This window comes from Microbacterium sp. NPDC055599, from assembly GCF_053618975.1.
The window spans coordinates 24913-49051 of the sequence record NZ_JBSHIM010000014.1 but is presented as its reverse complement, the minus strand read 5'-3'; the positions used below and the strand labels follow the sequence as shown (position 1 = coordinate 49051).

The 24139-nt window shown below is 71.0% G+C and carries 20 protein-coding genes and 1 tRNA gene; 6 read left to right on the top strand and 15 right to left on the bottom strand.

What is annotated here, in order from left to right:
• On the top strand, positions 1–381 hold the full coding sequence (locus ACWGQ1_RS14215; protein ID WP_247981488.1) for a DUF2304 domain-containing protein: 381 nt from the start codon (positions 1–3) through the stop codon (positions 379–381).
• Here ACWGQ1_RS14215 and ACWGQ1_RS14210 read toward each other — a convergent pair.
• The 5 genes from ACWGQ1_RS14210 to ACWGQ1_RS14190 form a co-directional block, all read right to left on the bottom strand.
• Positions 378–2333 carry a DUF6541 family protein gene (locus tag ACWGQ1_RS14210; RefSeq protein WP_452313168.1) on the bottom strand — a complete coding sequence of 652 codons (1956 nt, stop codon included), beginning with the start codon at positions 2331–2333 and terminating at the stop codon, positions 378–380. The genes ACWGQ1_RS14215 and ACWGQ1_RS14210 overlap by 4 nt on opposite strands.
• Complete coding sequence (locus ACWGQ1_RS14205; RefSeq protein WP_136029927.1) at positions 2330–3067, bottom strand: ABC transporter ATP-binding protein; 738 nt, start codon at positions 3065–3067, stop codon at positions 2330–2332. The genes ACWGQ1_RS14210 and ACWGQ1_RS14205 overlap by 4 nt, the downstream gene beginning before the upstream one ends.
• On the bottom strand, positions 3064–3966 hold the full coding sequence (locus ACWGQ1_RS14200; protein ID WP_247981486.1) for an ABC transporter permease: 903 nt from the start codon (positions 3964–3966) through the stop codon (positions 3064–3066). The genes ACWGQ1_RS14205 and ACWGQ1_RS14200 overlap by 4 nt, the downstream gene beginning before the upstream one ends.
• Before the next feature lie 87 nt (positions 3967–4053).
• On the bottom strand, positions 4054–6495 hold the full coding sequence (locus ACWGQ1_RS14195) for an FG-GAP repeat domain-containing protein (RefSeq protein WP_136029931.1): 2442 nt from the start codon (positions 6493–6495) through the stop codon (positions 4054–4056).
• Between the two features lie 101 nt (positions 6496–6596).
• Entirely contained in the window at positions 6597–7670 is a 1074-nt protein-coding gene (locus ACWGQ1_RS14190; protein WP_136029933.1) for a glycosyltransferase, read from the bottom strand.
• Between the two features lie 142 nt (positions 7671–7812).
• Here ACWGQ1_RS14190 and ACWGQ1_RS14185 point away from each other — a divergent pair, with 142 nt between their 5' ends.
• A complete protein-coding gene (locus tag ACWGQ1_RS14185) occupies positions 7813–9576 on the top strand; it encodes a DUF4012 domain-containing protein (protein ID WP_452313167.1) in 1764 nt (587 codons plus the stop codon).
• Positions 9577–9719: 143 nt separating this feature from the next.
• Positions 9720–10304 (top strand): hypothetical protein, encoded by a 585-nt coding sequence (locus tag ACWGQ1_RS14180; protein ID WP_136029937.1) that lies wholly within the window; start codon positions 9720–9722, stop codon positions 10302–10304.
• A gap of 166 nt (positions 10305–10470) precedes the next feature.
• Here ACWGQ1_RS14180 and ACWGQ1_RS14175 read toward each other — a convergent pair whose 3' ends face one another.
• The 6 genes from ACWGQ1_RS14175 to ACWGQ1_RS14150 form a co-directional block, all read right to left on the bottom strand.
• Positions 10471–11925 (bottom strand): LCP family glycopolymer transferase, encoded by a 1455-nt coding sequence (locus tag ACWGQ1_RS14175; protein ID WP_452313166.1) that lies wholly within the window; start codon positions 11923–11925, stop codon positions 10471–10473.
• Positions 11922–12389: a 5-(carboxyamino)imidazole ribonucleotide mutase gene (purE, locus tag ACWGQ1_RS14170; RefSeq protein WP_136029996.1), complete on the bottom strand. Its 468-nt coding sequence runs from the start codon at positions 12387–12389 to the stop codon at positions 11922–11924. Before purE ends, ACWGQ1_RS14175 begins: the two co-directional genes overlap by 4 nt.
• Positions 12390–12513: 124 nt before the next feature.
• Positions 12514–13638: a 5-(carboxyamino)imidazole ribonucleotide synthase gene (locus ACWGQ1_RS14165; RefSeq protein ID WP_136035339.1), complete on the bottom strand. Its 1125-nt coding sequence runs from the start codon at positions 13636–13638 to the stop codon at positions 12514–12516.
• A 61-nt stretch (positions 13639–13699) separates the two neighbouring features.
• Complete coding sequence (locus ACWGQ1_RS14160) at positions 13700–14254, bottom strand: PH domain-containing protein (RefSeq protein WP_168387224.1); 555 nt, start codon at positions 14252–14254, stop codon at positions 13700–13702.
• Between the two features lie 58 nt (positions 14255–14312).
• A complete protein-coding gene (locus ACWGQ1_RS14155) occupies positions 14313–15083 on the bottom strand; it encodes a biotin--[acetyl-CoA-carboxylase] ligase (RefSeq protein WP_241115289.1) in 771 nt (256 codons plus the stop codon).
• Entirely contained in the window at positions 15080–16363 is a 1284-nt protein-coding gene (locus tag ACWGQ1_RS14150) for a CDP-glycerol glycerophosphotransferase family protein (protein WP_136035935.1), read from the bottom strand. The genes ACWGQ1_RS14155 and ACWGQ1_RS14150 overlap by 4 nt, the downstream gene beginning before the upstream one ends.
• A 148-nt stretch (positions 16364–16511) precedes the next feature.
• On the opposite strand from ACWGQ1_RS14150, the gene ACWGQ1_RS14145 reads away from it, so the two are divergent.
• Entirely contained in the window at positions 16512–17537 is a 1026-nt protein-coding gene (locus ACWGQ1_RS14145; RefSeq protein WP_452313193.1) for a glycosyltransferase, read from the top strand.
• Positions 17538–17549: 12 nt separating this feature from the next.
• Here the strand turns inward: ACWGQ1_RS14145 and ACWGQ1_RS14140 are convergent, their stop codons facing one another.
• From ACWGQ1_RS14140 to ACWGQ1_RS14130, 3 genes are read right to left on the bottom strand one after another with little or no spacing between them, the layout of a single operon-like run.
• The gene (locus ACWGQ1_RS14140) at positions 17550–18986 is read right to left on the bottom strand and encodes a CDP-glycerol glycerophosphotransferase family protein (RefSeq protein ID WP_452313165.1); all 1437 of its coding nucleotides are present in this window, start codon (positions 18984–18986) and stop codon (positions 17550–17552) included.
• Complete coding sequence (locus ACWGQ1_RS14135; protein WP_136035937.1) at positions 18983–20236, bottom strand: CDP-glycerol glycerophosphotransferase family protein; 1254 nt, start codon at positions 20234–20236, stop codon at positions 18983–18985. The genes ACWGQ1_RS14140 and ACWGQ1_RS14135 overlap by 4 nt, the downstream gene beginning before the upstream one ends.
• Positions 20237–20287: 51 nt before the next feature.
• Positions 20288–21829, bottom strand: a complete 1542-nt coding sequence (locus tag ACWGQ1_RS14130) for a trypsin-like peptidase domain-containing protein (protein ID WP_452313164.1) — start codon at positions 21827–21829, stop codon at positions 20288–20290.
• A 97-nt stretch (positions 21830–21926) separates the two neighbouring features.
• On the opposite strand from ACWGQ1_RS14130, the gene ACWGQ1_RS14125 reads away from it, so the two are divergent.
• On the top strand, positions 21927–23123 hold the full coding sequence (locus ACWGQ1_RS14125; RefSeq protein ID WP_452313163.1) for an aminotransferase class I/II-fold pyridoxal phosphate-dependent enzyme: 1197 nt from the start codon (positions 21927–21929) through the stop codon (positions 23121–23123).
• Between the two features lie 9 nt (positions 23124–23132).
• On the opposite strand, the gene ACWGQ1_RS14120 is transcribed toward ACWGQ1_RS14125, so the two are convergent.
• The gene (locus ACWGQ1_RS14120; protein ID WP_136044825.1) at positions 23133–23939 is read right to left on the bottom strand and encodes a carbon-nitrogen hydrolase family protein; all 807 of its coding nucleotides are present in this window, start codon (positions 23937–23939) and stop codon (positions 23133–23135) included.
• A 79-nt stretch (positions 23940–24018) separates the two neighbouring features.
• Between ACWGQ1_RS14120 and ACWGQ1_RS14115 the strand changes: the two genes are divergently transcribed.
• Positions 24019–24092 (top strand) — tRNA-Met (locus ACWGQ1_RS14115).
• The last annotated feature ends 47 nt before the right edge of the window (positions 24093–24139 follow it).

Sequence of the window (24139 nt, the reverse complement as noted above, 5' to 3'; positions counted from 1 at the left end):
ATGTGGATCCAGATCCTTCTCATCGCGGCCGTCATCGCCATCGGCGCCGTGTTCATGCGCCGGACCGGTGCGGACAGCCACCTGGCGATCCGCCGTCTCCTGTACGGCGGCTTCGTGCTCGTGGCGATCGTGTCGATCCTGTTCCCCCAGTGGCTCACCTGGGTCGCGAACCTCGTGGGCGTCGGGCGCGGCACCGACCTGCTGCTGTACGCGCTGGTGGTCATCTTCATGGTCTTCGTCTACACGCAGTCGAGGAAGAACGCCGCGCAGCAGCGCAGCCTCACCCTGCTCGCGCGCAAGCTCGCGCTGCTGCAGGCGTCGCAGGACCCGCAGGATCGCGCGCGTCGTGCCGCCCCGGACGACGGCCAGCCCGAGGATTAGCCGCAGGCGGTGATCCGCCAGAGGCTCGCGTCACCCTCCGAGGCGACCTCCTCGAATCCCGGCCGGTCCTCGAAGTCGGTCATGCCGGGCATGAGGTACTCGCCGGGACCGGTGCCGCCGATGCCGAAGTCGAGCACGTAGTCCGGGTCGCCGTAGGCGGCGAGGGCCTCGCACACCGCGGGGTCCTCCGCGGCGTCACGCAGGTGCGCGGCGATCACGTCCCACGCGGCGGACTGCGGCGGCGCCCACGTGCGGGGGACGATGTCGCGCTCCCCGAGCACGTAGGCGAAGCCGGCTCCCGTGGAGGGGTTCGCGATGATCAGCGAATCCCGCGACACGAGGTCGGGAAGCTCGGTGAGCAGGCGGTACTCGTCGTCGGAGAGGTAGCTGTCGGCGTTCATCGCGTAGCGGGACTGCTCGTCCGTCTCGTCCGCGACGCGCAGCAGCACCACCGGGGAGAGCGCGACGTTGACGATCCCGACCACGGCGACGACCACCAGCGAGACCAGCGCGACCGCGTCGCGACGCGCTCCCGTGAGCCTCGGGACCGCGGCGGACACCATCCGCACGATCATGGCGAGGCCGAAGGCGGCGAGGGGGACGACGACGATCGGCACCATCGCCGCGAGCCGGAAGGAGTCGCCGTACCAGGGACCAGTGAGGGCCCTCTTGATGAAGGGAAGGTCGGTGCCGACGCTCACGATGTAGAGCAGCGAGAACCCGGCCCATCCCGCCGCCAGCCACCGCAGTCGCCGGTCGCGCACGGCGGCGATCAATCCGGCCAGCAGCAGCACGCTCATCCCCCACGCCGCGGGCAGCAGCGAGTGGCTGTTCACCAGCACGTCGGCGATCGCGCCGAACACGCCGCGGTACGACCGCCACAGCACCGGTCCGGCGAGGTAGGCCAGGACGAGCCACACGACGCCCACCGCGGCCCAGCCGATCACGATCACGCTCCACCGCAGCACAGGGCGCGCGCCGGGGCGGCGGATGCCGAGCAGCAGGCTCCCGGAGAACCACAGCATGACCAGCGCACCCCACGTGAGCACGGACGACGGCTGCGACAGCGTGGCCGCCGTCACCGCCAGGAGCGCGGCGACGCCCGGACCCGCAGCGGCCATAAGGCGTTCACCGCGCCGTGCGCCCCGCCACGACCGCACCGCGACGATCGTGAGGGCGACCGCGGCGGGGACGACGGCGAGCGAGAGGGCGTACGGGTACAGGACACCCCACTCGAACATGAGCTGCGGGAACGCCATCAGGCCCGCCGACAACCCGGCCGCCAGCGCCGTGACCAGTGCATCCCCGCGGCTGACGACGTGGGCGAGCAGCGACACGCTCAGCGGCCACACCACCGCGGCGATCACCAGCGCGACGATGTTGGCCGCGACCGGGATCGAGCCGATGTCCAGAGCCACCAGCGAGGTCATGGCGTGCCAGGCCGCGGGATAGAAGGTGGATCCGCCCAGCAGCCCGGAGAGGTCGAGCGACGAGACCGTGCCGGACTCGGCGGCCCAGCGCAGCGCGTTCAGGTGGAAGACGGCGTCGTTCGTCTGGGAGATCGCGGTCGGGGTGCCGACGTACGCCATCAATCGCGCCGCGTTGAGGCCGCCGCCGACGATGAGGCCGACGGCCAGGAGCGCGAGGTGCCGCGGCTGCCGTCGTGGCACGTCGGCCACGCTGCGACCGCGACGAAGCAGCAGCGACACCGCGAACACCACCGCCACGACGACCGCGACCGCGATGCCGACAGAAGCGAGACCCCAGTGCACCCCGAGGAACGGGAAGACGATGGCCAGCACCGCGAGCGTGCCGACCGAGAGGCTCGGCGCCGACGCCCAGAGCGTCAACCCGCGCAGACGGAGAGCGGCGCCCAGCAGAAGACCGGGGACGAAGAAGACGAGGAGCGTCAGGGCGATCAGCCCCGACTGCGCGACCCAGTCGCCGATCATTCGTCGACCAACGCGATCGCGCCCTCGATCTCGCCGTCGTACACGACCTCGCCCTTGTTGATCACCACGCCTCGGGTGCAGAGCTCACGCACCATCTCCATGTCGTGGCTCACGACGACAAGGGTCTTCTTCTGCGCGATCAGCTCGCCGAACTTCTGCCGGCACTTCTCCCGGAAGGGCGCGTCGCCGACCGACAGGATCTCGTCGACGAGCAGCACGTCCAGCTCGACGTGGATCGCCACGGAGAACGCGAGCCGCATGAACATGCCGGAGGAGTAGTGCTTGACCTCCTGGTCGATGAACTGCTCGATCTCGCTGAACGCGACGATCTCGTCGTAGCGCTCCTCGATCTCCTTGCGCTGCATGCCCAGGATCGCCGCGTTGAGGAACACGTTCTCGCGCCCGGACAGCTCGGGGTGGAAGCCGGCACCGACCTCGATGAGACCCGCGACCCTGCCGCGCGTGAGCACCTCGCCCGCGTCGGGTTCCATGACCCCCGAGATGAGCTTGAGGAGAGTGGACTTGCCCGAGCCGTTGAGCCCGAGGATCGCGACCGACTCCCCCTCGTTGATGACGAGGTCGAGCCCCTTGAGCGCCTCGAAGGTGCTGGAGGTCTTGCGACGTCGGATCCACGCGACCACGGTGTCCTTGAGCGACAGCGCGTGGTTCAGCGTGAAGTTCTTCCGCACACCGTCGACGACGATGCTCGGGCGGGGGGCGATGGCGGTACTCATAGGTCCTGCGCGAACCTTCCCTCAAGTCGGCGGAAGACGAGCTGCCCGATCAGCAGCGTGCCCAGGGCGATCAGGAACGTCCACAGCGTGTTCCAGCCGAGGCCGGGCGGCAGGGGCATGGTCGTCTCGGTGACCGGACGCCAGAAGGCGTAGTGGAACAGCTCGACGCCCTGCGTGATCGGGTTGAGCATGTAGAGCTCGAGGATCCAGTCCGGCCAGCCGAGCGTGCGGACGGCCTCCTGCACCATCGTCCACGCGTAGAGCACGGGCGAGGCCCAGGTCGCGAGCAGGAGCAGCAGCTCGACGATGTTCTCCGCGTCACGGAACCGCACGTTGATCGCGCCGAAGAACAGGCCGAGCCCCAGCGCGAACAGCGTGACGATGACGATGCCCGCCAGCACGGCGAGCACCGAGATCACGGTGATCCCGGGGATCCAGCCGAGGAAGAGGCACACGATCAGCAGCAGAGCCAGCTGCGGGAGGAAGTGGATGAACGCCACCAGCACGGCGGAGACGGCGAAGAGCTGCCGCGGCAGGAACACCTTCCGCACGAGCGGGGCGTTGTTCACGATCGACGTCGTCGCGTTCTTGAACGCCTCGGAGAAGAGGTTGATGACGACGATGCCCGAGAACAGGTAGACGGGGTAGCTCTCGATGTTCCTGTTCAGGCTGAGGAACAGTCCGAGGACCACCCAGAACACCAGGAACTGCGCCCCGGGTCGCACGTACGACCAGGTCCAGCCGAGCACCGAGTTGCGGTAGCGGGTGGTGACGCCGGTCCGCACGAGCAGGTACAGCAGATACCGCCAGCGCACCACATCGATCAGACCGCGACTCGTGCCGGGGGTGTCGAAGGAGGAACGCGGGACGACGGCGAAAAGATCTCGGGTATCTGTCACGGCCCCACTCATTCAGCTGCGGCGGCGGTCGCCGCGGCGCACTCCAGTATCCTATGGCACCCGTCCGGACGCCTTCACGGCACGCGCTCAGCCGAGGGCGGTGAGCGTGTTCCAGCCGTTCCCGATCACGCCGCTCGCGCCCCAGCCGCCACGGCCGTCACCGCGGAACAGGTAGAGGTTGCCGTTCGTGTGCCGCCCGAGGAGGTCGGAGGTGCCGTCGCCGTCGAAGTCGCCGGGGCTGAACAGGGCGTTGAAGCCGCCCCACCCGACACCGATCTGACGCGGGGTGCCCCAGCCGCCCGTGCCGTTGGTCGGGTACACCCACAGGCGCGCGTCGGTCGTGCGCATGATGAGGTCCGCCCGACCGTCGCCGTCGAAGTCGCCGCCGTTGACGGCCATGTCGAAGCCGCCCCAGCCGTAGCCGATCTGGATGGCCTGGCTCGCCCAGCCGCCCCTGCCGTCACCGCGGTAGTACACGAGGTGGCCGGCGGAGTTGCGCGCGATCATGTCGGTGTTGCGGTCGCCGTCGAAGTCGATGCCGCCCACGAGGAGCGTGTGGTTCTGCCAGCCGTTGCCGATCACGACGGGCTGCCCGTAGCCGCCCGCGACACCGGGGATCAGCCAGAGCCGTCCGTCGGGGGTCACCCGACCGAGGTCGCGGTACCCGTCGCCGTTGAAGTCGCCCATGGGGATCAGTCGGTCGCCCGCCGTCCACCCCGAGCCGATCTGCTGGGAGCCGCGCCAGGCACCGGCGCCGTTTCCGCGGTAGAGGTTGAGGTTCCCCTGCGCCGTGAGCCCGAGCACGTCGGGTCCGCCGTCACGGTCGACGTCGCCCACGCCCGATGGCATGGCCCGCGGCTTCGTGACGAGGTCGCCCGAACCGGTCAGCGCCGACAGGATCTGCCAGCCGTTGCCGATCTTGCCGCTCGACGTGATCGCTCCCCGTCCGTCGCCGGGGTACATGTAGAGGTCGCCGTTCGCGGTGCGCGCCGCCACGTCGTTGACGCCGTCGCCCGTGAAGTCGCCCGGCACGAAGATCGCGGTCATGCCGCCCCAGCCCTGCCCGAGCTGACGGGAGCCGGTCCAGCCGCCGCCGCCGTCTCCGTAGTAGGCGAACAGTCGACCGGCGGCGTCCCTGCCGATGAGGTCGGGGTTGCCGTCGCCGTTGAGGTCGATGTTGCCGACGAGCATGTTCATGCCTGCCCACCCCCAGCCGACGCGGATCGCAGGCAGGAGGCCGCCCTTGTCGTTGCCGCGCCACAGCATGAGGTCGCCGTTCTTGGCGGTGGTGAGCACGTCGGGGATGCCGTCGCCGTCGAGGTCGCCCGCGGCGGTGGAGAGCACCACGCCGCTCCAGTCCAGGTTCAGCGACTGCGGTGCCGAGAAGCTGGCGCCGCTGCCGCGCATCACCGAGACGCCGTTGCCCTGGCGGATGATGAGGTCGCGCGTGCCGCTGCCGTCGAGATCGCCGACCACCATGGCCGCGCTGACCCCGGTCAGGCCGCTCGCGAGCTGCTTGCGGTTGCCCCACACGTTCTTCGCGAACGGGTATCCCCACAGCACGCCGGCACTGTCGACGCCGACCATGTACGACGAGGAGCTGACCGAGGCGAGCGAGGGCACCTGGGGCGCCTGGGTGGAGCCGAACCAGTCGGTGAAGTAGTTGTAGAAGTTGCGGTTGCCGTAGGCCGAGCAGGTGTCGCCGTCACCGTATCCGGCGCGCAGCGCCGCGGCGTTCGGCTGGTACGGCGTGTAGTAGTAGAGGGCCGAGGTCGCCTTGTTGGCGATGTACACCGGCGAGGAGCCGCACGCGCGGTTCGGGTTGAAGAGGATGTTCCAGGTGCGGCCGGGCGCGTAGTACTGGAACCACTTGCCCTCCATGTAGATCTGCATCTGGCGGGCGGCGCCGTAGATCTGGTGGAAGAAGCCGACGTACTGCGGGTCGCAGGGCGCGTCGTCCGGGCAGCCCTGTCCGAGCGCGATGTCGTAGCGCCAGGCGCTGGGCCACGTGTGGTTGACCAGGCTCTGCTCCTTCTGGAGCATCACGATGAGCACCTGCGGGTTGATCCCGCACGACTGCGCTGCACGGTAGATGATGCGCGCGGCACTCTCGTTCGCGGCACCGGTGTATCCATCGCAGTACTGGTCGGCGGCCCGAGTGACCGTGGTCATCTTGAAGTCCTTGATGCACACGATGGGACGACCGTCTTCGTCGGTGCCGCCGAGGCACCGCGAGACGCGCGCGTTGAAGAAAGCCTGGATCTGCGCCTCCGTCATCGTGTCCTTGTTGGTGAAGACGGCGTCGCTGATGATGTTGCCGGGCGTGAAGCCGGCGAGCGTGCTCTTCGCGATCCCCGACGCCGCGGGGGCGCCGACCGCGCGGGCGACGGGCGCGGAAGCGGAAGCGGCGGCCGTCGCGGCGGTGGCCGGCACGACGGTGCCGACGAGGAGGGCGGAGACGGCGAGGAAACAGGTGAGGAGTCGGGAGGTCCTCAGGGTGTTTCGCGAGCGTGGGGCACGTCGAGACATGTGACCAGTGTGACGGAAGTTGCGGGATGATGCCACTGTTGCGACGTTTCCACCAGGGGAATTCGGCGTGTCGCCCGATTGTGCAGCGTCTTCTCAGCCGTTCACAGGTCGGCGTGCAGGCTCCACACCCTCTCCGCCGCGCCCGCCCAGGAGAACGCGCGCGAGCGGTCCGATGCGAGCACCCGCAAGCGCGCAGAACCGTTGCCCGCCGCATCGGCGAGCGCGTCGGGCAGGTCGTCCGGCGCGGCGAACATCCCGCCGTCCGCGATCACGTCACGGTGGCACCCGGTATCGCTCGCCACGACGGGCACCCCGACGGTGAGCGCCTCGACGGCGCGCCACGGCCACCCCGCGACCGTCCTCGTCGCCGCATAGGCGGACGCCCCCGAGAGCACGGCAGCGCGGTCCGCTGCCGACAGCGCACCGCGCACGTGCGCGCGCCGTTCGGGCAGGCCTGCGGCGGAGGCGACCTCGGCCAGCCGCGGCTCCGAGCCCTCCGGGGCGTCGAGCACCACGGCATCGACGCCGGCGGCGACGGCTCCACGGAACCCCGCCGCGAGGGTGTCCGCCGATCCGGTCAGGACGATGTACTCCGACGGCAGGGACAGCGCGCCCCGCCGGGACTCGGCGTCGGCAGGCACGGCGAAATCGTGCGGCGGTGCGCCGGCGATGACGCGGATCCGGTCGCCGAGTCGGGCGATCTCGGCCAGACGCTCCCCCACGGCGTGGGTCGGCACGACCACGGCGTCCGCGTGCCGCGCGGCACGGCGGAGCATGCCGCGCTGCCAGGCCACGGCCGACTTCGACAGGGCGCCCGGGTCGTCCCAGGCGCACAGGTCCCACACCGTCACGGTGGTCTGATCGTGGTCGTGCACCCTGTCGTGGCGCACGAGCGGCGCCATCAGCGTGGGCGCGTGGATCATCCCGCCGCCCACACCCGGAGCGATGCCCAGCTGCCACGAGGCCGCCAGTTCCCGGCGACCGAGACCGAGAGTGCGCACCTCGTCGACCCCGGCGACGTCCACCTGCGCGCCCGCCGGTACGATCGCGTCGACCGCGCAGCCGGACGGGGCCGTCGCGACGAGCCCCGCCGTCAGCTCACGTGCCGCCGTGGCCTGGTCCTGGTCCACGACGTGCACCAGTTGATCCAGAACCACACGCAGCCGAGCACCCATGGGTTCAGGCTAACCGCGGCATGCTGCGGAGCCGTGGAGCGCACCGCCCGCCGGTCCGCAATTTCAGCGTTCCCACAGCAACGCATGACCTCACGTGCGCGCTCCATGGCCTCGCGCGTACCCACCGTGCTTGAATGCTCGAGTGAGCGATGGCCGACTTCCTGCCCGACGCCGATGGATCGGATGGACCATCGGCATCCTCCTGACGCTGCTCGTGATCGCCATCGGCTGGGTCACGGTCCGCGGCATCGGCGCGGTGGACGATCTGCGTCAGGTCGCGAAGGGCGCGACCCAGCTGAAGCAGGCGATCGCGGAGGGCGATCTCGACGGCGCGGAGCCCATCTCCGATGCCATCGCCCGCAACGCGGCCTCCGCCCATGACCTCACCTCCGATCCGATCTGGCACGCGTTCGGCGTCCTGCCGTGGGTCGGTCCGAACTTCCAGGCGGTCAGCGAGATCGCCGAGATCGCGGATGACGTATCGACCGAGGCGCTGCGACCCCTGCTGCAGGTCGGCGCCGATCTCGACCTGTCGAGCCTGGGCTTCACCGACGGCGCGATCAACCTCGCGCCGTTCGCCCAGGTCGAGGAGCCCCTGGCCGCCGCCGCGGCGTCGCTCACCTCCGCCGACGACCGAGCCAAGCGCATCGACGCCGATGCGACGCTGCCCCCTCTCGCCGATGCCATCCGTCAGATGCGAGGATCCGTCACGCAGGCGGCGACGGTCGTGGGCTCGCTGCACGGCGCTGCCGTGCTCCTGCCCACGATGCTGGGCGGCGACGGGCCGCGCACGTACGTGCTCGCGATGCAGAACAACGCCGAGCTGCGCTCCTCGGGCGGCATCATCGGCTCGATCGCCCTGCTGCACGCCGAGAACGGGCGGGTGACCCTGCAGAGCCAGGCATCCACGCGCGACTTCCCCGCCCTCGATGTCCCCCTCCCGGTGAGCGAGTCCACCACGGCGCTGTTCGAGGATCGCCCAGGACGGTTCCTGCAGAACATCACCAGCATCCCCGACTTCCGCGAGGCCGGCGAGACGATCGCGGCACGGTGGGTCGGGCGTTTCGGCGGCCAGGTCGACGGGGTGATCGCCGTGGACGCCCTGGTCGCCGAGCATCTGATGGAGGTCACGGGCGACCTGACGTTCGGGCCCTTCACGGCGACGTCCGACACGATCACGAGCATTCTGCTGTCGGAGATCTACGCGGCCGTCCCCGACCCCGTGGCACAGGATGACATCTTCGCTCTTGCAGCCGGCGGCCTGTTCGGAGCAGCCCTGTCGGGCGGCGATCCCCAGGCTCTGATCGGCGCGCTGGCCGATGCCGCGGGCGAGGGTCGGATCCGCATCTGGAGCGCGCACGAGGACGAGGAGACCCTGCTCGCCGCGAGCGCCCTCGGCGGCACGATCCCCCCGGACTCGGCCGACACGAGTCACGTGGGCGTGCTTTTCAACGACGGCACCGGCGCGAAGATGGACTACTACACGCGCGCCACGATCGCGACCGCCGTCGGGCGCTGCGACGGAGAGCCGACCACGCAGATCACCGTCACCTGGACGAACACCGCACCCGCCGACGCGGCGACCTCCCTGCCGCCGTACGTGACGGGCGACGGCTTCTACGGCGTGCCGCCCGGCACCGTGCGCACGCTCATCGCGGTGTACGGCCCTGAGGGCGCCACCCCGTCCCATGTGGACAGGGACGGGGACGACGACGGCGTGCAGACGGCGATGCTCGGCGACCGGTCCGTCGTGCAGCACGAGGTGCAGCTGGCGCCCGGCGAGTCGACCACCATCACCGTCGAGTTCCAGGGCACGGGTGCCGGTCAGCGGCTCACCGAGGTGCTGCACACCCCCCTGATCACGGGGCCGGAGCTGACCAAGGACACACTCCACTGCGGTTCGTGACAATCTCCCTCGAATGGGGTACTGTCATCTCACTGGGGAATAACTGGGGTCTGTGAACCTGCCGTGGGGGCAGGAGACCTCACGCAGTCGGACGCAGGGGTGTGTCCGGAGGCGATTCCGCGTGACATTTCTGGGGAGAGATCATGCTGAAGAAACTGGCTGCCATCAGCCTTACCGCTGGCGCGCTGGTACTCGTCGCGCCGACCATCGCAACCGCTGCGCCGACGATTCCGGACGCATCCAGCGATTCGTACCCCTCGCCTCCCGGTGTGAAGGTCGGCGACCCGATCATCGACGTGTGCGAGGTCTCCACCATCGTCTTCGGCCCCGGGTACTTCCTGCCGTCCGAGAACGTGGCGGTCTCCGTTTCCGGCAAGAACGCGGGCAAGGCCGCGACCTCCGGCAACACCGCCGGCGCCGACGGCAGCATGACGCTGACGTTCCGCCCGCCGGCCGACGGTGAGGGCTCCTACGCCGTCGCCTTCGGGGGCTCGCGTCCGTACACCGCCACGATCACCGTGTCGCACGGCCACGACGCCGCGTCCAGCTGCGATCACGACCCTGCCGTCGCACCCGCGGGTACCGAGCTGCCCCTGACCGGCGGCGGCATGGAGCTCGCGCTCACCGGCGGCTCGGTCTCGCCGTGGGTGCTCGGCGGTGGAGCTGCCGCCCTGGTCGCCGGTGGGGCGCTCGTCGCCACCGGGATCGTTCGCCGCAAGCGCGCCTGAGCCTGGCTGCCGCCTCGCGCGGTGGTCGGCTGGACGACGGTGATCCCTCCCCCTCCGATCACCGTCGTCTGGCGAATCCGGTGCTGCACCGGACGCCCACGGGCGACGACCCTCGGGAGCGTCGCCCGTGGGCTGCGCCATGCCCACGCGGAGCGAGCCCCCTCCGTCAGGGGCCGGGCGTGGGGGTCGACGTCGGCGGGTGCAGCGCCTGCTGGATCATCTGGTGGATGTACCCGTAGTCGGGGTTGTGCTCGTCCACGCCCGAATCCGGGGTCAGCTCGATCGTCGTGACCTGCTGCTCCTTCGCCTTGAGCATCAGATCGAAGAACTCCGGAAGCTTGTCCTGGGGCAGATCGGTGCTGATCAACGCCGTGCCGGCCGCGGCGACCTCGTTGAACCGCGTCAGCACGGTCTGCGGCGTGAACTGAGCCAGGATCGCCTCCTGAAGTTCCCGCTGCCGCTTCATGCGGTCCCAGTCGCTGGTCGTGTAGCGCGAGCGGGCGTACCACTGCGCCGTGTCGCCGTCCATGTGCTGCTGGCCCGGCTCGATCCAGCCGATCGCCCACTCGTTCACGTCCGTCCCGGTCCATCCCTCGGGCGGACCGCCCTTCGGGAGACGCTCGGTGACGTTGATATCGACCCCGCCCAGCGCGTCGACCAGGTCGGCGAAGCCGTGCATGTCGACGAACACGTAGTACGGGATCTCGATCCCGAGGACGCCCTCGGCGGCATCCTTCGTCGCTTCGATGCCCGGCTCGGAGCCCTGGGCGACCGCCTTCGGGTACAGCTCCGCTCCTCCGTCGTCCCGGCACACCTCTGCGGCGTAACGCACGTGGTTCATCCAGCCGTTCCACCCGCAGGTCGACGAGCTGTGCCCCTCGAATCCGTTCGGGTACTGCGCCTGCATGGGACTGCCGTCGCTGAACGGCGCATTCGGGAGCTCACGCGGAATGCCCGTGATCGTGACCGCACCGGTCTCGGCGTTCACCGACACGACCGAGATGCTGTCGAAACGCATGGAGTCGCGGCCGTCCCCGCTGTCCGCACCGAGCAGGAGGATGTTGTAGTAGCCGTCGCTCGGCGGGAGGCTCGGTCCGCTCTGCCCGAAGATCGCCCCGACGGTTCCCCGCACGGATCCCACCGATGTCGCGGCGTAACCGGCGGCGCCGCCGACCAGGCCGAGGAGCACGAGCGCCACCACGGGGATCGCCAGCCGCGAGGGGTTGGGGACCTTTACCAGCCGCACGAGGCGCAGGGTGTCGAGGGTCAGCACGATCCACAGCACCACGTACGCCACCAGCAGCACCTGGACGATCGTCAGCACCACGGCGGAGAAGAACCCGCCGGCGACCGTGAGCCACAGGAGGACCGGTCGGGCGAACAGGGCGAGACCGACGGTCACGATCACCAGCAGCCAGGCCGTGAGCGTGGCGCCGAGACCGAACCGACCGAGACGGCGGTTGCCCGCCAGCACCTGAGCGGACCCCGGAAGAAGAAGGTTCATCGCGATGAGCCACCACCCGCGTTTCGACATCATCCCGGGGTCGGTGGAGTCCGGGTGCCGCAGCGGCCGGGTCTCGATGATCGGGCGCTGTCGTGCGCGCGGAGGCGCAAGGGTCACAGCGAGTCCTTCAGCCGTTCGTTCTTCGCCGCGACCTGCGACTCGAGATCGGCCGCGTAGGCCTCGACCCGGTCGGCGAGCTCCGCGTCGGCGGCGCCGAGGATGCGGGCGGCCAGGAGGCCGGCGTTGCGGGCCCCGCCGATCGAGACGGTCGCCACGGGGATCCCCGCCGGCATCTGCACGATCGACAGCAACGAGTCCATGCCGTCGAGGTACGCGAGCGGCACGGGAACACCGACCACGGGCAGCGGCGTCATCGACGCGAGCATCCCGGGCAGATGGGCCGCTCCGCCGGCCCCCGCGATGATCACGCGGAGCCCTCGCGCGCGGGCCTCCCGCGCATACGACATGAGCTTGTCGGGCGTGCGGTGCGCCGAGACCACCTCGACCTCGTGCGGGATCCCGAAGTCCGTCAGGGCCTGTGAGGCGTCACTCATGACGCGCCAGTCGGAGTCGGACCCCATGACGACGCCGACCACGGGCGCAGCGGAGGAGTGAAGTGGCTCTGTCACCAGAACAGGCTACGGGCTCGCGCTGGGAGAACACCCCAGCGGCACGCGGCTGCGTCCAGGTCCCGTCCGCCTCGCGTCACGCGAAGTGCGCGGCGGCCGCCCGAGCGACGTACACCGCGTCGTCCAGGTCCTCCCCGGCGACGTTGACGTGTCCGACCTTGCGACCCGGACGCGGCGCCTTGCCGTACGTGTGGATCTTGGCGCCGGGGTGCTCCGCCATCGCCGACGCGAAGCGCTCGTCGAGCGTGGCGCCGATCGGGCCGCCGAGGATGTTCACCATCACCGACCACGACGCGCGAGGAGCGGTGCTGCCCAGCGGCAGGTCGGCGACCGCGCGCAGGTGCTGCTCGAACTGTCCGGTCACGGCGCCGTCCTGGCTCCAGTGCCCGCTGTTGTGCGGACGCATGGCCAGTTCGTTGACGAGGATGCGCTCGTCGTCGGTCTCGAACAGCTCGACCGCGAGCATGCCGGTGACGCCGAGACCCTCCGCGATGGTGCGTCCGATCCCCTCCGCCACCTCGACCAGCCGATCGCCGGCGGCCGGGGCGGGCGCGATGACCTCGGCGCACACCCCATCGCGCTGGACGGTCTCGACCACGGGGTACGCGATCATCTCTCCCCCGCTGCGCCGGGCGACCTGCTGGGCGAGCTCGCGGACGAACGGCACGAGCTCTTCAGCGAGCAGTGCCTCCCCCTCACCGAGGGCGTCCAGCCAGTCCCGTGCGTCGTCGGCGGAGCGGACGACGCGCACGCCCTTGCCGTCGTAGCCGCCCCGCGGGGTCTTGACCACGGCCGCGCCACCCTGGGCGTCGAGGAAGGACTGCAGCTCGGCGACGTTCCGCACCGCCGCCCACTCGGGTTGCGGCACCCCGAGGTCGGCGAGACGGGCACGCATCGCGAGCTTGTCCTGGGCGAACTGGAGCGCATCGGGCCCCGGGTGCACCGCGACGCCGTCGGCGACGAGGGCCCGCAGCACGTCCTGCGGCACGTGCTCGTGATCGAAGGTGATGACGTCGACGCCCTCGGCGAACGCGCGGACCGTCGCGAGGTCGCGGTAGTCGCCGACGGCCGTGGCCGCGAGCCCGGCGGACATGCCCTCGTCCTCCGCGAGCACCCGCAGGTCGATCCCGAGCTCGACCGCCGGAGCGATCATCATCCGTGCCAGCTGTCCTCCGCCGATCACGCCAACGCGCAACGCCATGTGCCGCCTCCATTCGTTGGTCCCATTCTTCCGCACTCGAGGGCGCGCGAGGGACCGCGGGTCAGAGGGCGTCGGTGTCGTCGGCGGTGGCCTGTGCGTCGCGGTGCGCGAGGATCTGCCCGACCTCGATCTGGTCCGCCAGCGTCTCGTGCACCAGGGTCACGTTCGGGACGTTCGGCAGCCGCAGCGGAGCGTCGACGCCGTTGGACAGCGTCACGGTGCCGCACCCCCACAGGCGCTGGAGCGGTCCGCGGCGCACCCCGATCGTGTACCCACGCGCGTGCGACATCTCCCTGCGCTGCCGGGAACCGATGCCCTGATGCGCGATCACCCGTCGCGTCGTGATGGTGGTGGTGCGCGAGTACCAGACGACGAAGGGGACCACGACCGCGAGCAGGACCACGGCGCCGGCTGCGGCGAGCAGCATCCAGTTCTCGAACCCGGCCGGCAGGTTGTCGTACAGGTAGGCAGTGAGCCCGAACGTCGCGATGAGCACCACTGCGGACCAGAACAGGCGTCGCGCGTGGCTACGGAAGCGCGCGATCAGCAGCTCTTCGGCGGGGGCCCCGGGCGGCGGCATCAGCGGCCGCCCGCCGAGCGTCACGGGCTGGGTCACCCCACCATTGTGCCCCGGGAGACCGACAACGCCGGTCGCCGGGCGGCGTGTCCCCGCGTCACGCGGGCCGCACGTGTACCACGTCGCCCGCGGAGACCGCGCGCGTCGCGCCGTCGGCGACCACGAGCAGCCGCCCGTCCGGGTCGAGGGCGCCGGCGGTTCCTTCGAGCGAGCTGCCGTCGGGCAACGAGACGCGCACCGCCTGGCCGACGGTCGCACAGCGCGCCGTCACCGCGGCGTGCAGGCCACTGGTGAGGGCGTCCTCCCCCGCGGCGAGCGCCGTCAGCCACTGGTCGAGCCCCGTGAGGTAGGTGACGAGCAGCAGGTCCTCGTCGACGGCGGCGTCCTGCGCTGCGAACGAGGTGGCTGTCGGCACCGGCAGCTGCTCCCGCGACATGCGCGTGTTCACCCCTGCGCCGACCACCACGGCGTCGGCCGTCGCCTCCGCCAGGATCCCGGAGATCTTCGCACCGTCGACCAGCACGTCGTTGGGCCACTTCACGGCGACCTCGCAGGCGGGCAGCTGTGCGGCGACCGCATCGGCCAGTGCGAGCCCGGCGGCGAGCGGGATCCAGCCGCGAACAGCCGGATCACGGGGAAGGTCACGGAGGAGCACCGAGACCGCGAGCGCGGTACCGGCGGGCGCGACCCAGGTGCGATCCAGGCGTCCGCGCCCCGCCGTCTGATCCTCCGTGACGAGCACGGACAGGTGCGGCCAGGCCCGCTGATCTGCCGCGGAAGCGCGCAGGTCGGCATTCGTCGAGCCGGTGGCCTCGACGACCACGAGCCGGGAGGCGACTGCGGCGGTGCGCGGCAGATCGAGGCTCATGCGTCCTCGTCCTCGGCTTCCTCGTCGTCGTCGTTCTGATCGTCGCGCACGGTTCCCACCTCGTGGGCGCGCCAGCGATCCCACTCCTGCATGAGCTGTTCGATCGCCCCGTGGAACTTGGCGGTCGCGACTCCGGGGGTGGTGTCGCCGAAGTAGTGCTGCACCCACATGCGCAGCCGCGCGACGGCCGCCTCGTCGGCCCGCACCCGGTCGACCTCGGAGACGATGTCAGTCGCACCCTCGACCGTCAGCCACTCGCAATCGGAGAGGTAGCCGGTGGTGTCGACGGCGGCCTCCGGGTCGACGGGGCGGGTGATCATCAGCGGCTTGCCTGCTGCGAGCCGGTCGTAGACCATCGCGGAGATGTCGACCACCGCGACATCGGCCGCCGCGAGCTGCCACCCCAGCTCGGGACCGTCGTCGTACACGTGCTGCGCGGCGGGATCGGCCGCGTTGGCGGCGGCGATCGCCGCGAGGATCCGGCGGTGCGCGGCACCGTAGGCCTCGTCCACCACACCGCTGCGCGGATGGGGCCGGTAGATCACACGATGACGGCCGCTCGCGAGCAGCGCCGACACGAGCGCCTCGCCGTGCGAGGCGATCGACCCGTAGTGGGCGCTCGGCCGGTCGCCCTCCCACGTCGGCGCGTAGAGCACCACGATCCTGTCGTCGGGTGCGTAGGGCAGCACGCCCGAGTAGTGGTCGGCCTGCGGGCGGCCGATCTCGATCGTGCGACGGTCCACGTCGTAGTCCCACAGCGTGCGCGACAGCCGGTCGCGGGCGGCCTGCCCTGCCACGAACGCCCAGTCGTACGCCTTGTACTGGTTCGTGGTCATGTACATCTTGTCGGACTCGCCGTGGTTGATGAACACGTGCCAGCGGCGACCGTAGCGGAACATCTGGAAGTTCCGGGTGTTCTGGTTGACGTACAGCACGATGCGGATGTCTTGCGTCGCGATGAAACGCTCCAGATCGCGCACCTTCGGCACGAACGCGACGGGAGGCGCATCTTCGTCGAGCAGCTTCTCGGCTCCCGTTGCCTGGCGCGAGAGCACCACGACGGGCCAGCGCTTCGAGAGCTCCGCGAGGGGGCGGTACCACTGGCGCATCTGGTACATGTTGACCGCACCGTCGGCGAAGTACACCGCGATCTGGAAGTGCTCGGGCGGATAGGGTTCCCGTTCGGCGAGCCGACGGCGCACGCGCTGCACGGCAGAGCGGGACTCGAGTGCCCGTCGCAGCAGACGGTAGGCCTTCTTCGCATCAGACAGTGCACCCATCCCTCCAGGATAGTTCGTCGCTCGCGCCCCTCCCGGCGGAGGGACGCGAGCGGTGGACAGCCCTCAGCCAGCGAGGGAGCCGCCGTGACATGATCGACGTGTGCCCCCAGAGAAGACGACCGACCCCGCGACCGGAGTGTCGTTCGTGATGCCGGTGCTCAACGAGCGCGCCTACCTTCGGCACGCGGTCGAGTCCGTCCTCGCGCAGGAGGTCGGGGGTCCGACCGAGCTGGTCCTCGCTCTCGGGCCCTCCTCAGACGGCACGACCGAGCTGGCACGCGGTCTGGCCGCCGCCGACGACCGCATCCGGCTCGTCGAGAACCCCGCCGCCCACATCCCGGTCGGGCTCAACGCCGCCATCCGCGCAAGCCGCTACCCCACGATCGTCCGGGTCGACGCGCACTCCGAACTCGCCCCCGGCTACGCGGCCCACGCCCTGCAGACGCTCGCGCGCACGGGAGCGGCGAACGTGGGCGGCGTCATGCACGCGGAGGGCCGCGCGCCGTTCCAGAAGGCCGTCGCCCGGCTCTACAACTCCCCCGTCGGACTCGGCGGAGGCGCGTACCACGGAGGCCGCACCGAGGGCGAGGCCGAGTCGGCCTACCTCGGGGTGATGCGCCGCGCGGTGCTCGACGAGGTCGGCCTGTTCGACGAGACCATCCGCCGCGGCGAGGACTGGGAGCTCAACCTGCGCATCCGGCAGGCGGGCCACGCGGTCTGGTTCGACCCGGAGCTGTCCGTCACCTACTGGCCGCGCGAGAACTGGCTGCGCCTGGCGCGACAGTTCCGGGCGACCGGGGCGTGGCGTGGGGAGCTCGTCCGGCGGTTCGGCCGCAGCAACGGCCTCCGCTACTTCGCGCCGCCCGCCCTCGTGCTGCTCGTGGTGCTGGCGGTGGTCGTCGGCGTGCTGCAGCTCACGGGCGTGCTCGGCGGGATGGCGTCGATCCTGGCGTCCGTGCTCATCTACGGGCCGATCGTCCTGTACGTCCTGCTCGTGGTGGCCGTCGCCTGTGCGCGCGGCGGCGGAGACCTGCGGCAACGGCTGTGGACTCTCGCGGTGCTGCCCACCATGCACCTGTCCTGGGGGCTCGGGTTCCTGACCGGCGTGCTGCGCGGTGCCAGAGACACGGTGGACGCCTCGCGCCTGGGCAGCCGCAACACGCCGCTGCCCTGACCTGCGGGGTGATCAGCGGGTCACGAACCCCAGGTCGAGGATGCGGTCGACGACCCGTCGCGCCGCGTGCCCGTCGTCGCGCGTGTTGAACTGCCGACGCCACGCCGCATAGCGCTCCGCGTACCTCTGCTCGTGCTCGGGATCGTCGAGCGCAGCCACCAGCTCGTCCTGCGTGCGCACCAGCGGACCGGGAGCCCGCTCGGCGAGGTCGAAGTAGAACCCGCGCAGCTGCCCGCGGTAGTGGTCGAGGTCGGGGACCAGGAAGTAGAGCGGCTTGCCGGTCACGCTGAAGTCGAACATCACGGACGAGTAGTCGGTGACGAGGGCGTCGGCGGCAAGCAGCAACTGGGATGTCTCCGGGTAGCCCGTGACATCGATCACACGGGCCCCTGCCCTGTCCCTCCCCTGCTCGAGCGTGCGGGAGTGCCCGCGGACGAGCACCACCGCGTTCGCCTGACGGGCGAGGAGCTCGGGGTCGACGAAGTCGACCATCTCCGCGCGGTCGTCACGCCAGGTGGGCGCGTACAGCAGCACGCGCTCCTCGTCGCCGATGCCGAGCGCCGCACGCACCGCCGCAGGGTTGCCCGTGATCAGCGCGTCGTTGCGGGGGTAGCCGTCGACCCAGATCGGACGACCGAAGAACGCGTAGGCCTTGCGGAGGATGCGCTCGGCGTAGGTGTTCTGCGCCAGCAGCACGTCCCACCGCCGCGATTCCTTCACCACGGCCGCCATACGGCGCGGGTCGAAGCCGGGGCGGTGCAGGGCGAGCCGCTTGAGCGGGGTGCCGTGCCACGTCTGCAGCACCTTCTGTCCCGGCTTGCGCGCGAACCGTCGGCGCAGCCAGTCGTTCACGATCAGCAGACGTGCGGCACCGCGGGCACGCCACCACTCCGGGCTGCCCTCCACCACCGCGATCGCACCATCGGGCACGGCGACCGACAGATCGACCACGCTCCAGTAGCGCCGCACCTCCGGTGCCCGCTGCGCGAGCTCGCGGTCGATGGCCCGCGGGTTGCAGCCGACGCTGCGGCCGTAGAAGCTCTCGAAGAACACCGCGTTCTCGGTGCCGCCGGCCTGCGACACGTAGCGCTCCTCGAGCGTCGATCGCCCCTCCGGGGTGTCGTACACCGGATCGATCGGCGCCGCGATGCGCACCGTGGCGCCGTCGACCGCGATCCGCACGCCGCGCAGGACGACGGGAGCGATGCGGAGTTCCGTCACATCCACGCCCTCGATCGACAGCGCGTACTCGCCCGACGGCAGCGGCAGCTCGGGCCCGCCCCACCGCGACGCCTGCAGCGGGAACGTCGCCTTCCACGTCTTGCCGCCCCCGGTCAGGCGGGCGGACACCCCCGCCCGCGGTCCTGCGAGCTCGGCGATACCGGGTCGCTGGCCGGGCCCGGCGATGATCAGCGCCTCCGCCTCGACATCGATGCGGGCCGTCGTCATGCTGCTCCCTTCGGCGCGGGCACACCCCGCGAGCGGATCGCCCGGTAGACGCGACGGGTGTTCTCCCCGTCGCGGAACGCGTGCATCTCCGCGCTGAGCGTAGCGGACCGCGTCGCGGCATCGGCGAAGGCGGCGGGATCCCCCAGGAGCGCGTCGAGCTCCGACAGCAGCGCCTGCCATCCCTCGGCCGCACCGGTCGTGGCGACATCCGCGTAGCGTCCATAGAAGCCCCGGGTGCGGGCGTACTCCTCCGCGTCGGGCGCCAGGAACGCGACCGGCATGCGCAGCAGTCCGACGTCGTACGCCAGCGACGAGTAATCCGTGACCAGCACGTCGACCGCGGCGAGAGCCGGTGTCACATCGGGGAGCACCGCGCTCGGCAGCATCCGGACCCTGGCGGTCGGCAGGGGCGGCGCGTAGGAGCCGGCGCCCAGGGGGTGCGAACGCACCAGGAGCACAGCATCGTGGCGCTCCAGCAGCCGCACGACCTCGATCCACTCTTGAGCGGTCGGGACGGACGGATCGGGAGCGCCGTCACGCCACGTCGGCGCATACAGCAGCACCCGCGCGGCGGGCGGCAACTCCCCCGCGGCACCGACCAGCACGGCGCGCGCCGCCGCGCGGCGTTCCGCCTCGGTGCCGGCGGACAGCACGTCCACGCGCGGCTCGCCGGTCACCACGACCCGGTCGTCGCCCAGTCCGAATGCCGACTCCAGGCGCCCGCGGGCCCGGTCGGACGCCGCGGGCAGCACACGGATGCGCTGCGCCGTTGCGCGGTAGAGCACCCCGATGAGGCGCCGCAGCAGCGGGGCACCCGGAACCGGCGGAACCTGTGTCGTCGCGGGCGAGTCGAGCCCGATGCGCTTGAGCGGGATGCCGTGCCACAGCTGCACCACGAACGCACCGCCGTTCGCGTACCGGTTCACATCACCGAGTCCGTGCGTGACCACAACGACTCCGGCCCGCGCGGTCGCCCACCAGCCGCGCAGCCCCGAGCGGGGAACGGTGCGGATGCCCAGCGCAGCGGCGTCGCGCGCCTCGCGGTCGTCGGCCGTGAGCCAGAGCGTGTCGTGACCGAGAGCGGCGGCGTGACGTTGGAGCGCAAGAGCTCCGTCGCCGATCCCGGCGCCGCAGCCGAAGACCCAGCGCCGGCCCCGGGGGACGAGCAGTGTGCCGAGGCGTCCGAGGGCGTACAGCGGGATGCGGAGCAACTTGGCCGCATTGCCGGTGCCGAAAGAGAAGGACGCCACCCCGCGAGCCTATCGCGCGAGGTGGCGTCCCTCCGTCCGGAGCAGGGTGCCTCAGCCGGCGAGCGTCCCGAGCGTCAGGTCGACGTCGTAGTCCTTGCCGCCGCGCACGTACGTGACGGTGGCCTTGCTGCCCGCAGCCGCCGCGCGCACCTGCGCGGTGAGGTCGGTGGCGCCCGTGATGGGGACGCCGTTGAACTCGGTGACCACGTCATCGGCCTTCAGACCGGCGTCCGCCGCGGCGCCCCCGGGCGTGACGTCGGCGATGTACGCCCCGGACACCGTGGCTCCCTCAACACCCGAGGCGTCGCGGACCGAGGCGCCGAGCAGCCCGTGCGTGGCGGCACCGTCGGCGATGATCTCCTCGGACACGCGCTTGGCGATGTTCGAGGGGATCGCGAAGCCGATGCCGATCGATCCCGAGTCCTCGGAGTTGCCCGAGCTGGCGATCGCGACGTTGATCCCGATCAGCTCGCCCTTGCTGTTGACGAGCGCACCGCCGGAGTTGCCGTGGTTGATCGCGGCGTCCGTCTGGATCACGGCCACCGAGATGGAGTCCGTCGTCTGCTGGCCGCCGCTGCCCGGGATGTCGAACTGGAACGGGCCCTGGCCCTCCTGCGGCGACTGCTGCTCCGGCGCATCCTCGGACGAGGAGTCCGGCAGCGCCGACGAGGCGATCTGGATGCTGCGGTTCAGCGCGCTCACGATACCGGTCGTGACCGAGTTCGCCAGGCCGAGCGGGGCGCCGAGCGCGACCGCGGTGTCTCCGACGTTGAGCTTCGACGAGTCGGCGAACTCGATCGGGGTGAGGTCCTCCGCGTCGGTGAGCTTGATGACCGCGAGGTCGTAGATCGGGTCGGTGCCCACGACGGTGGCGTCGTAGATGCGGCCGTCCGATGCGGTCACCCGGATGGTCGGGTCGGCCACGGCACCGCCGAGCGTCACGACGTGCGTGTTGGTGAGCACGTAGCCGTCCTTGCTGATGATCACACCGGAGCCGCTGCCGGCCTCCTGCGATCCCGCGACCTCGATCGTGACGACGGAGGGGAGGGCGGCGGTGGCGACGGCCGTGGTCTCGTTGACCGATCCGGGGTTGTTCACGGTGACGGTCTGCGGGCCCTGCGCGGTGCCGGACGACGGGCGATCCTGCAGGCCCGTGAGAAGCGCACCGCCGCCGAACCCGGCGACACCTCCCACGAGGGCGGCCGCCACGACGAACGCGGCGATGCGCGTTCCTCCGCGGGACTTCTCCTTCGCCGCCGCGGCGGCGTTGCCGTCGGACGGCGCGTGGGCGCCGGAGGGTGCGGTGGCCGGGACGCCGAATGCGGCGCCCGGAGCGTTCGGGGTCGAGCCCGGCGCAGCGAGACCGTGCGGAACCGGCGCGACGATCGGGGCGACCGGGGCGTGCGACGCGAACGTCGACGGCACCTCGTGTCCCTGCGCGGGCGCGGGCCCCGACGTGTGGTTCGCGTTCGGTGCGGTCGGGCCGGCGGCGGTCGAGTGCCCGTCGCCGGACGGGATCGGCGGGACGGGCGGGGTGGGCACGGCATCGTTCGACGCGGGTGCGGTGTGGTCCTGGGGGTTGTCTTCGTTCATGGTGTCTGCTCCTTCGACGCCCCTTCAGGATGGCGCGTGTGCCTGTGCGTTTCGTATGTCGAGCGTGAGTTTCGGCTATGGCCTTAGCCTGTTCTTCATGAGTGTCATACCTGGCGCATGGCAGCGCACGGCGGCCGGTGCGGGCCTGCTGTCCGCAGACGGGACCGTCGCGCCCACCATCTTCGCAGAGATGTCCGCCGCGGCGGCCAGAACCGGCGCGATCAACCTCGGCCAGGGCTTCCCCGACGAGGACGGGCCCGCGGAGGTGCTCGAGGCAGCGAGGGCAGCGATCGCCTCCGGCGCCAATCAGTACCCGCCGGGACGAGGCCTCCCCGACCTGCTCACCGCGATCTCCGAGCACCAGCGGCGGTTCTACGGTCTCGAGGTCGACCCGGACACCGAGGTCATCGTCACAGCAGGCGCGACCGAGGCGCTCACCGCGACGCTCTTGGCACTGATCGACGGCCCCGACGACGAGGTCGTGGTGTTCGAGCCGTACTACGACTCCTACGCCGCAGCGGTCGCCCTGGCCGGGGCCCGGCTGCGGACCGTCCCCCTGCGCGCGCCGGACTTCCAGCCCGATCTCGCACAGCTCGCCGCGACCGTCACCGACCGCACGCGCCTCATCCTCGTCAACGACCCTCACAATCCGACCGGAGCGGTGTTCGGCCCCGAGGTGCTGGCCGAGATCGTCCGGCTGGCTGAGCTCCACGACGCCGTCATCGTCACCGACGAGGTGTACGAGCATCTGACCTTCGACGGCCCGCACACGCCGATCGCGACCCTGCCCGGCGCGGCCGAGCGCACGCTGACCATCTCGTCCGCGGGCAAGACCTTCTCGGCCACGGGATGGAAGATCGGCTGGGTGCACGGACCTGCGGCGCTCATCACCGCCGTCCTGACCGTGAAGCAATACCTCACGTATGTGAACGGCTCACCGTTCCAGCCGGCTGTGGCACGGGGACTCCGCCTCGACGACGCGTTCTTCCGCGACGCCACCACCACGCTGGCCCACAAGCACGAGATCCTCGGGGACGGCCTGCGCGCCGCGGGCTTCGTGGTGCACGCGCCCCGGGGCGGGTACTTCACGGTGGCCGACGCCAGCACACTCGGCGGGTCGGATGCCGCGGCGTTCTGCCGCACCCTCCCGGAGCGGGCGGGCGTCGTCGCGATTCCTCTCACGGCCTTCGTGTCGGCCGAGCATCGGGCCGACTACGCCGGACTCGTGCGTTTCGCCGCCTGCAAACGCACCGAGGTGCTCGAGGAGGCCGCCCGCCGCCTCGCCTCCGCCTGACGCGCGTCCTCAGCGCGGCACGACGTCGTAGCGGCGCAGGCGCAGCGCCGGGTTCACCTGCCGCACCCGCTCGACGGCCGAGCGCTCCACCACGCCGACCGCCATGCCGGGCGCGCTGCCCACTCCGGCCAGGACGACCCCCTGCGGATCCACGATCTGCGAATGCCCGACCCCGATCGGTGCCGGGTGATCGGCCGCCACCGCATAGACCGTGTTCTCGATCGCCCGCGCCGCGAGCAGCGTCGTCCAGTGATGCTCCTTGAGCGGACCGCGCACCCACTCCGCCGGGACGACCAGTGCGTCGACGCCCGCGACCGCCAGGAGCCGGGCGACCTCGGGGAACCGGAGGTCGTAACACGTGAGCAGCCCGAAGCGCAGCCCCGCGACCTCGAACACCGCGGGCTCCGTCAGTTCGCCGGCCTCGATCCAGTCGGACTCGGTCTGACCGAAGGCGTCGTACAGGTGCTGCTTCCGGTAGACCGCGAGCACGCCGCTCCCGTCCACGGCCACGACGGCGTTGCGCACGTGCCCCTCGGTGGACGCCCGCTCCACGAGCCCGGCGACGATCACGACCGCGTACTCCCCCGCGAGAGCGGTGAGCGTGGACACGAAGTCGCCGTCGAGTGTCTCCGCGTGCGTGGCGAGACTCTCGTCGAGCGGGTCGACGAAGTAGCTCGCGTACTCCGGGAACACGACGAGCTTCGCGCCACGCGCCGCCGCCTCGGCGGTGAGCGCCGCAATCGTGTCGCGGTTGTCCTCGCGGGAGGCGGTCGGGGCGAACTGGCACACGGCGACGGCGACGGCGGTCTCGGACATGGCCCCATCCTCTCGCACCCCGGGACTCCCGCGCTCGATTCGACGACCCTCGGAATCCGTGATAAGTTACTTCTTGTGCCGCGGGGTGGAGCAGTTCGGTAGCTCGCCGGGCTCATAACCCGGAGGTCGCAGGTTCAAATCCTGTCCCCGCAACAAGAGAAGGCCCCTGATCAGGAGAAATCCGATCAGGGGCCTTCGCC